Here is a 13,593-nt window from a genome sequence, read left to right as displayed (position 1 = left end):
TCATTGATGAGTGTTTAAAATATGGAATAGTTCCTTTTGTAACGCTCTATCACTGGGACCTTCCTCTCTGTTTGGAAAAAGACGGAGGGTGGTTAAATAGAAAAACAATCGATGCTTTTTTGAACTATGCAAACGTTTGTTTTGAGAGCTTTGGTGATCGTGTCAAACATTTTATTACATTCAATGAAACCGTTATTTTTTGTGGGYACGGATATCTTGCGGGTGCGCATCCTCCGGGTATTCATAATGCGCCAGAAAAGTATTTTCAAGCGACGCATCATGTTTTTACTGCGCATGCTAAAGCTGTAATCGCATATAAAAAGCGTAAACAATATGGAGAAATAGGCTTGAGCCATGTCTTCACACCCGCGTTTTCAATTGATAATAGTGAAGATAACCTATTTGCAGCCATGCACGCTAATCAGTTTAACCTTAATTGGTTTTATGACCCTATTTTGAAGGGAGAGTACCCAGACTATGTGATGGCGTGGCTCGAAACCCAAGGTATCCAACCCAAAATAACGGCAGATGATAGAGAAAGTTTAATAATTGCTGCACCACTCAATGACTTTATTGGATTAAACTACTACCAGCCCATGCGGGTAGAAAGAATACATATGCCAGGCGATGTTGTTGAGCCGACGCGAGAGAACGCGACAGGAGCCCCCGGTAATCCGAGCTTTGACGGTGTATACCGAACGGTCGCGATGGATGATAAGCGATATACAAAATGGGGATGGGAAATATCACCTGATGGCTTTGTGAGTGGTCTACAGCTACTAAAAGAGTACTATGGTGATGTCAGAATATATATTACTGAAAATGGTTTAGGGGATGAAGACCCTATTATAGATGGTGAGGTCTGCGACATTCCAAGGATTAATTTTATTAATGATCACTTGGTAGCTGTAAAAAAAGCGATAGAGCTTGGTGTGAATGTCAAAGGCTATTACGCATGGTCGGCAATTGATTTATTGAGCTGGCTCAACGGGTTTAAAAAGCAATACGGGTTCATCTATGTTGACCATGATAATGGTTTAGCCAGGAAAAAGAAGGCGTCGTATTATTGGTATCAAAAAGTAATAGAAACGCGAGGCAGTAACCTTAAGAGCTAGTGCTTTATAGATAATACTGTTACTGTTTATGTTTAAACGCGGGTAATTGAACCCGCGTTTTCTGATTATAAGTTCGCAGATGTTCTATTTATCTTCGACCATGCGAAAAATCCCTTTTTATATTATTAAATATCATAGACCAAGCTATCTGCCGCCAAGAATGGCCATTGTAAGCGGTGGGGGGCTGTATCGTCATGGTTAAAGAAATAACCAATATGTGGCATGGCATAAACGGTATCGCCCTTTTGATACGATGCGGCTTGCCAAGCATGATGAGTTAGGGTGGCCTCCCACAATTGATCACTTTCCCAACCTTGTGGTGCCAGTGATACGCGTACCTCGGCGCCGACAGGGTTGACTGATACCACGCGCATGGGCAGCGATACCTGGCTGTTCGGTTTATCGGTGATGGTCAGTTCATGGCTGCGTACATACAAATCGCCGGATTGTTTGGTCTGCGCATTGAGGGCGGGTTCGATAAAGGCGTTACCATTTTTCCATACCCCTTGCTGAAATTGGCCGGAAAAGACATTCACGTTCCCCAAAAAATCAAACACAAATCGACTCTTCGGCGAAGCATACAGATCAACCGGGCTATCGACTTGTTCAATTTGCCCGTTACTCATCACCACCACCCGATCGGATAGCTCCAGCGCTTCATCTTGATCGTGAGTGACGAACACGCTAGTGAATGCCATTTCATCATGTAGGCGTCGTAACCATTGTCGTAGTTCTTTACGTACTTGCGCATCTAATGCCCCAAACGGTTCATCCAAAAGTAAAATTTCTGGTTGCGTCGCGAGTGCACGTGCCAGAGCGATACGTTGTTTTTGTCCGCCCGATAATTGTTCGGGATAACGCTGGCGAAGATGACCAAGCTGGACCACCTCGAGCAGCTCGTTAACTCGTTGAGTGATGGCGGCCGCTGAAGGGCGCTCGCGCCGCGGCATGACTTGTAAGCCGAACGCAATGTTTTCAGCGACTGTCATGTGTTTAAACAAAGCGTAGTTTTGAAAGACAAAGCCAACGCGTCGATCGCGAACATGCACCTGGGTGACATCGCGTTCGCCAAAATGGATTTGGCCACTATTGCTGTTTTCTAACCCCGCAATAATCCGCAGTAACGTGGTTTTTCCCGAACCTGATGGTCCAAGTAACCCCATCATTTCACCCTTTTCTATGGTGAGAGATAGCGGCGAAAGTGCCTGAAACTGGCCAAAGTGTTTGGTGATATTGTCTAATTGAATTTGCATTATGTTACTGCTCACTCTGGGTCGTTTGTGGGATAAATTGGGCTGGCGTTGACGCGCTGTGCTCATCAAGCGGCGTTACGTTTGTCTGTGCGCGTTGCTGACGCCATTCCACTAAGGCTTTGAGCGCCAACGTTGCCAATGCCATAAAGGCAAGCAAAGAGGCACAAGCGAATGCGGCTTGGGTTTGATAGTCTTCATACAGAAGCTGCACTTGCAAAGGCAAGGTATTGGTTTGGCCACGAATGCTACCTGACACCACTGCCACCGCGCCAAACTCACCGATGGCACGGGCATTGGTCAAGATCACCCCGTATATCAGGGCCCACTTGATGTTCGGTAAGGTGACGCGTCGAAACAGTTGCCACCAAGACGCCCCTAAAATCACCGCCGCTTCTTCTTCGGCGTGTCCTTGCTGTTGCATCAGCGGAATAAGCTCGCGAGCAACAAAGGGGCAGGTGACAAAAACGGTGACTAATACAATGCCAGGCAGAGCAAACATCACTTGTAAATCATGCTCAAACAACCACGCGCCTAGCCAGCCGTTACTACCGTACAGCAGCAAATAGAGTAGACCAGCGACCACAGGTGATACCGCGAAGGGAATATCAATCAAGGTGGTGACCAGTTTTCGGCCTGGGAACTGAAACCGAGTTACCGCCCATGCGAGCATGACACCAAACACTAAGTTAACCGGCACCGTGATAACGGCAACCAATAGCGTTAACCCAATCGCATGGCGTGTATCGGGGGCAAGAAGGTGCTCAAAATAGGTACCAATACCGTCAGAAAATGCAATAGAAAAAATGCTCAATAAGGGAAGCACCAACACGAGCGCAACCAGTATCAGCATTAAGCCAATCAAACTACGTTTGATCCAAACAGAATCACCGATTCGGGCAGTGTGGGGAGTCATAAAGCTATCCTTAGCGACCGTGAATGCGTTTTAAGTAGCGACCTTGCCATAGGTTGATCGCAAACAGTAACGACAATGATGCCATCAAGATCACTGAAGCAATGGCGCTTGCCGCTGGGAAATTAAACTCTTGCAAACGGACAAAAATCATCAATGAGGTGATCTCGCTGACGTAAGGTGTATTGCCCGCAATAAAAATCACGGCCCCAAATTCGCCAAGACTGCGCGTAAAAGATAAGGCGATACCTACTAATAAAGCGGGTTTGATGGTCGGCAGGATAACGCGCCAAAACACGGCAAAATCGCTTGCGCCTAATAAGGTGCCAGCTTCTTCTTCCTCTTGAGAAATTTCTTCCAGTACGGGCTGTACGGTGCGCACGACAAACGGCAGGCTGGTAAACATCATCGCAATCATAATGCCTATCGGCGTATAAGCCACTTGTATACCGAGGTTCGCGAGTACGCTACCTATCCAGCCATTATCGGCATACAAGGTAGCGAGGGTGACACCGGCGACTGCGGTGGGCAGTGCGAAAGGCAAATCCACCAACGCGTCAATAAAGCGTTTACCCGTAAAATCGTACCGCACCAACACCCACGCAAAGAGCAGTCCAATCGCACCATTAAATAAGGAAGCGATAAGCGCCGCGCCGGCCGTGACTTTATAACTGGCGACAATACGTGGGTCTGAGATGGCAAACCAATATTCTTGCCAAGTCATTTGACTGGTTTGCATGATTAAACCACTGGCTGGCAGTAGTAAAATCAGGCTAATAAACAATAGCGATACGCCCAGACTGATACCAAACCCTGGGAGTACGCGCTGATGACGCACTCCCCGTGGCATAGATTGGCGTTGATGCGATAACGATGGCATAACGTCTCGATTTAAGTCGTAATAGAAATTAGCGGCGCTGGAGCTGGTCTAGCTTTCCGCCACTAGCAAAGTGAGTTTTCATCGCCTTGTCCCAGCCACCCGCGATCTCTTCTACCGTCAGCAATTCAACCTGAGGGAAGCGATCGGCATACTCGTCTGCGACGGCTTGGTGATGAACGCGGTAATTAAAGTTAGCCAGTAAGCGCTGCGCTTTTTCACTGTAAAGATAAGACAAATACTCTGTCGCCAGTTCAGTGGTGCCATTGCGTTTAGCATTTCGCTTTACCACGGCAACGGGGAATTCAGCCAGGATCGAGGTTTTAGGCACCACGATATCGTAATCATCACTGCCATATTGTTGGCGGATGTTATTCACCTCTGATTCGAAGGTGACTAAGACATCGCCAATGCCACGTTCAACAAATGAGGTGGTTGCGCCACGGCCGCCGGTATCAAATACGGCCACATTGGCGAGTAACTGCTTCAAAAACGCATCTTGCTGTTCAGTGTTGTCTTTGCCAAACGTTTTTTGCGCATAACCGAGCGCGGCTAAATAGGTATAGCGCGCATTGCCTGAGGTTTTTGGGTTAGGAAAGACCGATGCGACATCGTCTTTGGCAAGGTCGTCCCAGTTTTCAATATTTTTGGGATTGCCCTTACGCACCAAAAAGGCGGTGGTGGAATAATAGGGCGAGCTGCTATTGGGGAAGTTGTCTTTCCAATTGGCATCGATCAGTTTGCCTCGATCGTGCAGTACCTGCACATCAGTGACTTGGTTAAAGGTGACGACATCCGCTTGCAGCCCTTGCATAATTGCGCGCGCTTGCGCCGATGAACCGCCATGGGATTGCTTAATCGTTACGGAGTCGCCGGTTTTTTCTTGCCAGTGCTCTGCGAATAGTGGGTTGTAGTCGGCAAAAAGCTCCCTTGCGATATCATAAGAAGAGTTCAACAGTGTTTGTTCAGCGGCGAATACCTGTGCGCTGCTGGTGGCAAGTAGGGCTGAGAGAGCCAGCGTTTTGAATACCTTCATTGTAATGTTCCTTAATGACCGGTTGATGCTTGTTCAACAAAAGAAGTAGCTATAAGTCACAGAATAAAAGCAATCATTAGGAATAAAAAACAGTTTTACTATAACCATTTTGTATATGTTAGTGACAATTTATCTGCGTGCCAGTGATAAACCCTTGTAACATGGCGTTTATAGACAGTGCCCCACGGCATGACGCCAGTGAAAAAGATAGGCAGAGGTAAGAGACGTGACTGATTTCCCAACGCTTGAAGACTACGTAGGACAAACACCCTTGGTACGCTTGCAGCGTCTAGGCGCTGATACGGGGAGTACTGTTTTGATTAAACTTGAAGGCAATAACCCGGCCGGTTCGGTCAAAGATAGGCCAGCGCTGAACATGATTGTGCAGGCCGAAGCGCGTGGAGATATCCAACCGGGCGATACCTTGATTGAAGCGACCAGTGGCAACACCGGAATAGCGCTAGCAATGGCGGCGGCGATTAAAGGCTATCGTCTGATTTTAATCATGCCTGAAAATGCTACCCAGGAGCGCAAAGATGCGATGTGTGCCTATGGCAGTGAGTTGATTCTCGTCTCTAAAGTGTCGGGTATGGAAGGTGCGCGTGATTTGGCGTTATCCATGCAGGCACAGGGCAAGGGCAAAGTGTTGGATCAGTTCAATAATCCGGATAACTTTCAGGCTCATGTGACCGGTACAGGGCCTGAAATTTGGCAGCAAAGCCAACAAAAAATCACCCACTTTATTGCCAGCATGGGCACCACAGGCACCATTGTGGGCACATCAAAGTACCTAAAAACGCAAAACCCCGCGATAAAAACCATTGGCTTGCAGCCGACAGAAGGCAGTGCCATCCCTGGGATCCGGCGCTGGCCGGCTGAGTACTTACCCGGCATTTATACTGACGAGCATATCGATGTGGTGATGGATATTTCTGAGCAAGACGCCAAAGAAACGGCGCGAGCATTGGCGCGAGAAGAGGGAATTTGTGCGGGTGTGAGCTCTGGCGGGGCCGTATATGCGGCACTGCAAGTTGCCAAAGCTGAACCCGACTCTGTGGTGGTGGCCATTATTTGCGATCGCGGCGATCGCTATTTATCGTCGGGATTGTTCTCGTCGTAATAGGATAAATCGTGAGCAGGCGGCGATTGCGCCGCCTGTTCTTTTTTACTCGTTGTTTGTTAACTTTCTGTCGCGAGAGCGCGGTTTGAGCTGGCATTGAACACTTGTACAAGCCGCATCCCGACTAGCATGCTAATCACAAATAGACCGATCGGTAGTGCGCCGGAGCCAATAGCCGTGATCGCCGGTCCTGGGCAAAGTCCGGCGAGTCCCCAGCCGGTGCCAAAGAGTAATGCGCCGCCGATGAGTTTTTTATCAAGCGTTTGCGTCTTGGGTAGACAAAATTGATCGGCCAGTACGGGGTTTTTCTGCCGACGTACGCCCAAAAAGTAGCCGGGAACAAAGACCAACAGCGCACCGCCCATCACAAACGCAAGGCTGGGATCCCACTGGCCGAATACATCCAGAAAGCCAATCACCTTCGCGGGATTGACCATGCCTGACACCATCATACCCACACCGAAGATAAAGCCTGAGAGTAGAGCAACAAGGCGAAACATAAGCGATAAACGTCCTTAAAAGTGTAAACGAACAAAAACAGTGACAAAGGCAGCACCCATAAAAGTGAGCGTTGCCACGATTGACCGTTTCGATAAGCGACCCATGCCACAAATGCCATGACCACTGGTACAGCCGTTACCTAATTTAGTGCCTATCCCGACCAGCAACCCCGCGAGTACGGCAACCATAGGTGTGAGTGCAGGCGCAAGGCTTGTGTAGTTGGGTAGTTCAAAACCGATAAATGGCATGAAGACCCCCGCACTGACCATACCCAGCAAAAACAGACCTCGCCATTGAGCTTCACGGCCGTGTGATGATAACGCGCCTGACACAATACCGCTGATCCCGGCAATACGGCCATTGAGTGCTAAAAGTGCGAGACAGGCAGTGCCAACCAGCATGCCACCAAACAAGGCATCCCATGAGATTTGAAACGTCATGATTTTCCTCTCAGTGAGTCAAAAAACGTTATGGCTAAAGGAGAAGGGCAGCATACTTGAACACATTTATAAGTCGATACTAATTTAGGGTTGGGTGTTTTATTTGCTTGTTGGACGTGTTGACCTGTGTTAATCGTTGCTCCAATCTAATTTAAGCTAGACTGAGCAATACGCACCGTCTTAGTCAGTAAAAAACGAAGGTGCAATCATAGAGTCGGTAGGTTACGCTCTCTGCATTTTGGTTATCTGAGCAACACTGGGCAAATTATACTTATTTGATTCAATAGCTTGAAGCTGTGAAGCGATAGAGCTGCTATACTCGACGAATATCACAGCCGTAGGTGTCAAAGAGGAACAACTGAGCAGTGTTAAGAGATAAAAAGGCTTTTAATGAAGAAAACAACGTACTACGCACTAAAATTAGCATTAACTTACTTCTTTTTTGCTTCGTTGTGGATACTGTTTTCCGATAAATTGGTTAACGTGCTGTCCGATAATCTTGAAATGTATACTTGGGCACAGTCGTTCAAGGGGCACCTGTTTGTCGTTATTACCTCAGTGTTACTTTGGGGGTTAGCACAGAAAAATAATCGTGATTTAGAGCGAGCGAGTGACATCGATACGGTTACCGGGCTTCATAGTCCCTCCGTATTCATTCGTCGCGCTGATACATTACTGCAGCGTGCTAATGCTGAGTCGTGCTATATGTTGTTTGTACTCGACATTGATAACTACACGTCGGTAACCAATAAGCTGGGCTTTGATCGCACCAATCAACTGCTGATGGGGGTGGCGCGTAAAATAGATACGCCCACCGTGCCTGAAAACCTAACCTCGAGAGTTCACGCCGATAGATTTGCATGTTTGTTGACGTTGTCCGATGTTTGCGAAATGACGCCATACATTGACAAGTTACATCGTCAGTGTAACCAGTTTTTGCAACGATACGATAGAGACATTACCTGTTCGGTAGGCGTGGCGGTGTTTGACTCGGATGGCGAAGACACCACGGCTTTAATGACAGCGGCGACACGCGCATTGAACGAAGCGAAGAAGCATAAAAATGCCGTTGCATATCACGATATCCATCTGACAGAAGAGGCTAAAAAGCGGCAAAATCTTGTCTACGATCTTCGCCAAGCCATTGATGATAAGCAGATTGATATTGTTTTTCAGCCACAGTATCGCTTGTCTTCTGGAGAGTTAACCGGCCTAGAGGTGTTGGCAAGATGGACACACGATCAATATGGCAATATACCCCCGAGTGTGTTCATTCCCCTAGCTGAAGAGCAGCATTTTTGCGAGGATTTAACGGCACTGGTGTTAGAAAAAGCCGCCAAACAACTGAATGAAAGTCAGCTGCTAGGCAATATGGTTAAACGGGTATCGGTCAATATCTCCGCGGTTGAATTTAACAGTGTGGACGCGATAGCACGTATCGATACCTATTTGCAGGCCAACCCTGAATTCGCTCGTTATCTTTGCCTGGAGATCACAGAAACTGCCGCATTAGATGACATTATTGAGTGCGCGCGGGTTGTTGATACGCTTAAACGCCATGGCGTCACCTTTTCGATCGATGATTTTGGTGTTGGCTATACCTCGTTGGGTATTTTTAACCGGATCAACGTGGATGAAATTAAGATTGATCGTAGTTTTATCCAGGCAATGGAAAAAGATCACCGTGCTAAAGCGATTACTGCCGGCATTATCGGGATTGCTAAAGGTTTGGGTATTCATGTTGTGGCTGAAGGCATAGAAACGCGTGCGCAACTAGCGTTACTAAAACAGCTCGATTGTGAATACGCGCAGGGTTTTTATCTTGGACATCCAGCGCCTTTAGAGCAGTTGGCTGTAGCCCAGTCGGTTTAATGGTCATGACTTTGGCCAACGTATAAAAAGAAAAAAGCGCGAGTGTTTTTATCTCGCGCTTATTGACGCTCTAGCTTTCAATGTCGTTCAATAAAACCGCAAGCTCATCAATGCTTTGAACCGTACTTTCTACCAACTCGCTAATTTGTTTGCTCGATTGGTGAGAGACTTGAGCCAACTGGCGAACCTCATCGGCGACCACCGCAAAGCCGCGCCCGAGATCACCGGCACGAGCGGCCTCGATCGCTGCGTTCAGTGCCAGAAGGTTGGTGCGCTCTGAAATGTTGTTGATAGTATCGATAATTTTCATCACTTCCTGGCTTGACTGAGAAACGGACTGCATTGATTCTTGGGTTTTTTCTACCGTCTTTCTTCGATCGCTAATGTCTATCCCAAACATCACGTAACTAACGATATTACCGGCAAAGTCTTTAAGCACACAAATACGAGAGTCAATGACCAACTCGTCCCCTCGTCCATTAAACTCAATCAGACTCGATGAATATCCTTGTTGCGTGAGCTCATCATTGAGCTCTGTAACCAATTTGTTATGGATATGACGACAGGCGTCGGTATAGTTCACACCAATATGAGTCAGTTTTTCTTCAAACAGTGGGTTGATGGTATCAAGTTGGCCATCAGGTTGAATTTCCATGATTACCAATGCCCCACCAATAGCATCAAGCTTGCGGGTAAAGTCGATATAGGTTTGTTTTACTTGCGTGATGTTCGCCTGTACAGAGATGTAGTGCGTAATATGGTGGTTGTCATCCCAAATAGGATTGATAGAAAGTGATATCCAATAAGGCTCCCCACCTTTCGTATAATTTAGAATCTCGTCATAGAAAGGTTCATGACGGGCAAGATGATCACGAATATTCTGTACCGTTTCAGGATTGGTATCTTTTCCTTGGAGGACATGACCAGGCTTTTTCCCTTTCATCTCATCCAAGCTATAGCCCGACATACGCTCGAAGCCACGGTTTACGTAAACCACTTCTCCTTGTGGGTTAGTAACAATGACCGCATTATCGGTTTCATTCGCGACCATGGATAAGAGCCGCATCTCTTCACGCCGCTTAACCGCTTCGGTCACATCTTTTACAAACGCAGTGTATAAAGTGCGATCATCGAGTCGGATTTTGGACAAAGACAGCTGTCCCCATAGAACACTGCCGTCTTTATGTTCAATTTTTACTTCTCGACTGGTACCGACAATCTTATCTTCGCCTGTTGTGCGGTTGCGGTTTACATAGTCATCATGGTTGGCTTGGATTGCATGAGGCACCAACATTTTAACGTTCTTGCCATGAACATCTTCTTTGCTGTATCCCCACAGCTGCTCGGCCGCTTTGTTGTAAAACGTAATACAGTTATTTTCATCAATGCACACTACCGCATCAATGGCTTGTTCGAGGGTTTGCTGCATCATTTCACGGCCATCTCGCTCTTCGGTCACATCACGAACGAATGCGGTATAGTGCGTTTTTCCTGAGACCTGTATTTTAGATAACGACAACTGCACCCAACACAACGAACCGTCCTTACGCTTTAATTGCACTTCACGTGAGCTGCCAACAATCCGGTCCTCTCCGCCATCTCGGTGACGATTTACAAACTTGTCGTGATTCGCCTGCAACTCTGTAGGGATCAGCATGGCCACATTCTGACCCAATACTTCTTTGGCAGTGTATCCCCAGATACTCTCTGCCGCTTTATTAAAAAAGGTAACATTATTACGATGATCAATCGTAACGATCGCAATGATGGCTTGCTCAAGCGCTTGTAAATGAGAGTTAGAACGGCCTAGCATATTAATTCTCTCCGTTAGTGACCTTTAAAGTATTGAGGCAAAAGGTGTGAACTCTAAGTTAGTATCTTAATTATTGACAAAACTAACAAACCATGACGGTACTTAATATGTATAAGCCAGGTTGGGCGGGTTTTCCAATAAACAAAAAGCGCGAGCATTGGCTCGCGCTTTTGACTGGCAATGATTCGCGTTTAAGCTGTGGCAAACTTGTAAGTGCGATAGCCGCCTAGTAAATTACGGGCTTTAAAGCCATGATTGACTAACTGGCGATAGGCGACGTTGCCTCGCAAGCCGACTTGGCAGTAAATCAAAATTTCTTTGTCTTTGGGAAGCTCATGAATGCGCCCGCGCAGTTCGTCAACCGGAATATGGATATCGCCTTCGATATACTCACCGTTTTCGCGTTCGGGGGCATTGCGCACATCCAGAAGCACTTGGTCATCACCTAGGGTCGCTAAATCGTGATAATGAACCGCTTTTGCGTCGCCTTTGATCAGGTTAGTTGCTACAAACGCGGCTTGGTTGATCACATCTTTAGCACTGCCATACGGTGGGGCATAGGTCAGCTCCAAATGCTGCAGTTGCTCAACCGTCATCCCAGCACGCTGTGCAACCGCCATGACATCAATGCGTTTATCAATGCCATCTTTGCCTACCGCTTGTGCGCCTAAAATAGCACCCGTGTCGGGTGCAAATAACATTTTAAACGAGACAATTTCTGCGCCCGGGTAGTAACCCGCATGACTTGCCGCGTGAACATAGACTTTTTGGTAATCAATGTTGGCCTGTTTAAGTTGCTTCTCATTTTGGCCCACAGAGGCAACGGCCAGATCGAAAATCTTACAAATGGCGGTGCCTTGGGTGCCAAGATAATGCTCAGTGCTTCCTAGCATGTTGTCAGCGGCCATGCGCCCTTGACGGTTAGCCGGTCCAGCCAGTGGTACCAGCGTCGGCTTGTGAGTGACAAAGTCGATTTCTTCGACGGCATCCCCGACCGCATAAATATCTGGGTCTTGGGTCTGCATGGTGCTGTTGACCACGATCCCGCCTTTTTCACCAATCGCCAGGCCGGCCTGTTGTGCTAGGGTGACTTCAGGTTTTACGCCGACAGCCATGATCAACAATTCAGTGTGTAGCGTGTCACCATTATTTAGCGTGAGGCTCAGTGAACCTTCTAAGTGTTGCGGTTCACTGGGTTCACCGGCGTCATCACTGGCCACATGCGTGGTTGGAATGTATTCGGCCGACGCCAAGGCCGTCCCCAGGCGTAAATCAATGCCATGATCACGAATGCTCTGATGGGCAAAGCCTGCCATTTCGCGGTCAACCGGCGTCATCACCTGATCGGCCATTTCTAAAAGGGTGGTTTCAATGCCACGCTGATGGAGTGCTTCCATCATCTCGAGACCAATAAAGCCTCCGCCGACGACAGTTGCGTGACTGGGGTTGTTCATCTCGATGGTGTGCAAAATTGCATCCATGTCCGGGATGTTGCGCAAAGAATGTGTGAGTGGGTTATCTAAGCCAGGAATCGGCGGCATAATTGGCGCCGCGCCAGGGCTTAATAGTAATTTGTCGTAGCTCTCTTGATAGGTGCTGCCATCGGCCCGAGTGACCGTAACGGTTTTGTTTTCGCGGTCAATGTTACTGACGGCGCTATTAATACGCACATCGACATTAAAGCGCGCACGAAAACTATCTGGCGTTTGTAGCAAGAGCTTACTGCGATCCGTGATATCGCCACCGATATGGTAAGGCAAACCACAGTTAGCGAACGAAACGTAGGGGCCGCGTTCGAACATAATGATCTCAGCGTCCTCGGTCAGACGGCGTGCACGAGCTGCAGCAGAAGCGCCACCGGCGACGCCTCCAATAATTACTATCTTGGTCATTTTGACTCCGTTAAGCGTGACGTAATCCAAGTTTTTTCAGGAAAAAGGCTGCCGGACAAATCCCTGTAAACGCGCTTTGAATGAGGTTTACGCCCACGAATACAGTAAGCCAAACAAATTGGCTGTGCACGGTGAGGGTAAGTACCACAGAAAGCAGCACTATGCTGCCAGCGATCACGCGAACTGCATTTTCAATTGTCATTGTAAGACTCCTTTGCATTGATATTGCACCGTAGCTACCGCTCGACTGACGTTGGTTGCTTTGGGTGCGTGTCCTGTTATATGGATTGAATCCAGCGTTAGTTTCACTGTAGTCGCTATGTTTAGAAAAGTCTAATGATAATCTGTCTAAATTAGAGTTGACTAAATAATAAGAGGGGCTAAGCTTAAGGAAGTCCTTACAACAGGAGCCTAACATGGTGGTTCAGACAAGGTTATATGAAAAAGATGATGTGCCTGATATGGACATTGGCGCAATGCGACAACAAGCATCGAAAGCGGCGACCTTGTTGAAGGTAATGGCGCATCCTGAGCGCCTGGTGGTGTTATGTCAGCTACTGGCTGGAGAGACCCATGTGGGACAGTTGCAACAAGGTTCGAGCCTCAGTCAGTCGGCGTTTTCTCAACACTTAAGCGTGCTCAAACGTCATCAACTGGTGAGCGTACGTAAATCATCACAGCAGGTATTTTATCGCTTACGAGATCCCAACGTCGCGGATATTATCGCCACGTTACAACGCATCTATTGTCCGTAATCTTGATTT

13 protein-coding genes are annotated in these 13,593 nt (G+C 47.6%); 4 read left to right on the top strand and 9 right to left on the bottom strand.

Features of this window, described 5'->3' with window-relative positions; genetic code table 11:
* Window positions 1-1,115: glycoside hydrolase family 1 protein (locus BZG80_RS13230; RefSeq protein ID WP_077679562.1), on the top strand; the 1,115-nt coding region annotated here is incomplete at its 5' end.
* Window positions 1,116-1,240: 125 nt separating this feature from the next.
* Here BZG80_RS13230 and BZG80_RS13225 read toward each other — a convergent pair.
* Genes BZG80_RS13225 through cysP form a run of 4 tightly spaced genes read right to left on the bottom strand, consistent with a single transcriptional unit; the run spans window position 1,241 to window position 5,191 of the window.
* A complete protein-coding gene (locus tag BZG80_RS13225; protein WP_077669829.1) occupies window positions 1,241-2,368 on the bottom strand; it encodes a sulfate/molybdate ABC transporter ATP-binding protein in 1,128 nt (375 codons plus the stop codon).
* Between the two features lie 4 nt (window positions 2,369-2,372).
* Complete coding sequence (cysW, locus tag BZG80_RS13220) at window positions 2,373-3,281, bottom strand: sulfate ABC transporter permease subunit CysW (RefSeq protein WP_077679561.1); 909 nt, start codon at window positions 3,279-3,281, stop codon at window positions 2,373-2,375.
* A 10-nt stretch (window positions 3,282-3,291) separates the two neighbouring features.
* Window positions 3,292-4,128: a sulfate ABC transporter permease subunit CysT gene (cysT, locus tag BZG80_RS13215; protein ID WP_108742907.1), complete on the bottom strand. Its 837-nt coding sequence runs from the start codon at window positions 4,126-4,128 to the stop codon at window positions 3,292-3,294.
* A gap of 58 nt (window positions 4,129-4,186) precedes the next feature.
* A complete protein-coding gene (cysP, locus tag BZG80_RS13210; RefSeq protein WP_021023589.1) occupies window positions 4,187-5,191 on the bottom strand; it encodes a thiosulfate ABC transporter substrate-binding protein CysP in 1,005 nt (334 codons plus the stop codon).
* Between the two features lie 226 nt (window positions 5,192-5,417).
* Here cysP and cysM point away from each other — a divergent pair, with 226 nt between their 5' ends.
* Entirely contained in the window at window positions 5,418-6,311 is an 894-nt protein-coding gene (gene cysM / locus BZG80_RS13205; RefSeq protein ID WP_021023588.1) for a cysteine synthase CysM, read from the top strand.
* Between the two features lie 59 nt (window positions 6,312-6,370).
* Here cysM and BZG80_RS13200 read toward each other — a convergent pair whose 3' ends face one another.
* Both BZG80_RS13200 and BZG80_RS13195 read right to left on the bottom strand, forming a co-directional pair.
* On the bottom strand, window positions 6,371-6,811 hold the full coding sequence (locus tag BZG80_RS13200) for a YeeE/YedE family protein (RefSeq protein ID WP_021023587.1): 441 nt from the start codon (window positions 6,809-6,811) through the stop codon (window positions 6,371-6,373).
* Between the two features lie 15 nt (window positions 6,812-6,826).
* Window positions 6,827-7,252 (bottom strand): YeeE/YedE family protein, encoded by a 426-nt coding sequence (locus tag BZG80_RS13195; protein WP_021023586.1) that lies wholly within the window; start codon window positions 7,250-7,252, stop codon window positions 6,827-6,829.
* A 390-nt stretch (window positions 7,253-7,642) separates the two neighbouring features.
* Here BZG80_RS13195 and BZG80_RS13190 point away from each other — a divergent pair, with 390 nt between their 5' ends.
* Entirely contained in the window at window positions 7,643-9,124 is a 1,482-nt protein-coding gene (locus BZG80_RS13190) for a putative bifunctional diguanylate cyclase/phosphodiesterase (protein WP_077679560.1), read from the top strand.
* Window positions 9,125-9,194: 70 nt separating this feature from the next.
* Here the strand turns inward: BZG80_RS13190 and BZG80_RS13185 are convergent, their stop codons facing one another.
* The 3 genes from BZG80_RS13185 to BZG80_RS13175 all read right to left on the bottom strand — a co-directional run bounded on the left by BZG80_RS13185 (window position 9,195) and on the right by BZG80_RS13175 (window position 13,031).
* Window positions 9,195-10,937, bottom strand: a complete 1,743-nt coding sequence (locus BZG80_RS13185) for a PAS domain S-box protein (protein ID WP_077679559.1) — start codon at window positions 10,935-10,937, stop codon at window positions 9,195-9,197.
* A gap of 191 nt (window positions 10,938-11,128) precedes the next feature.
* The gene (locus BZG80_RS13180; RefSeq protein WP_077661449.1) at window positions 11,129-12,829 is read right to left on the bottom strand and encodes an FAD-dependent oxidoreductase; all 1,701 of its coding nucleotides are present in this window, start codon (window positions 12,827-12,829) and stop codon (window positions 11,129-11,131) included.
* Between the two features lie 10 nt (window positions 12,830-12,839).
* Window positions 12,840-13,031 carry a YgaP family membrane protein gene (locus tag BZG80_RS13175; RefSeq protein ID WP_077460700.1) on the bottom strand — a complete coding sequence of 64 codons (192 nt, stop codon included), beginning with the start codon at window positions 13,029-13,031 and terminating at the stop codon, window positions 12,840-12,842.
* Between the two features lie 214 nt (window positions 13,032-13,245).
* Between BZG80_RS13175 and BZG80_RS13170 the strand changes: the two genes are divergently transcribed.
* Window positions 13,246-13,584 (top strand): ArsR/SmtB family transcription factor, encoded by a 339-nt coding sequence (locus BZG80_RS13170; protein WP_077679558.1) that lies wholly within the window; start codon window positions 13,246-13,248, stop codon window positions 13,582-13,584.
* Window positions 13,585-13,593 lie beyond the last annotated feature (9 nt).

This window comes from Salinivibrio sp. MA440 (assembly GCF_001996265.1).
GTDB classification, from domain to species: domain Bacteria; phylum Pseudomonadota; class Gammaproteobacteria; order Enterobacterales; family Vibrionaceae; genus Salinivibrio; species Salinivibrio costicola.
The sequence above is the reverse complement of the archived record's forward strand: the minus strand, read 5'-3'. Positions and strand labels throughout refer to the sequence as shown.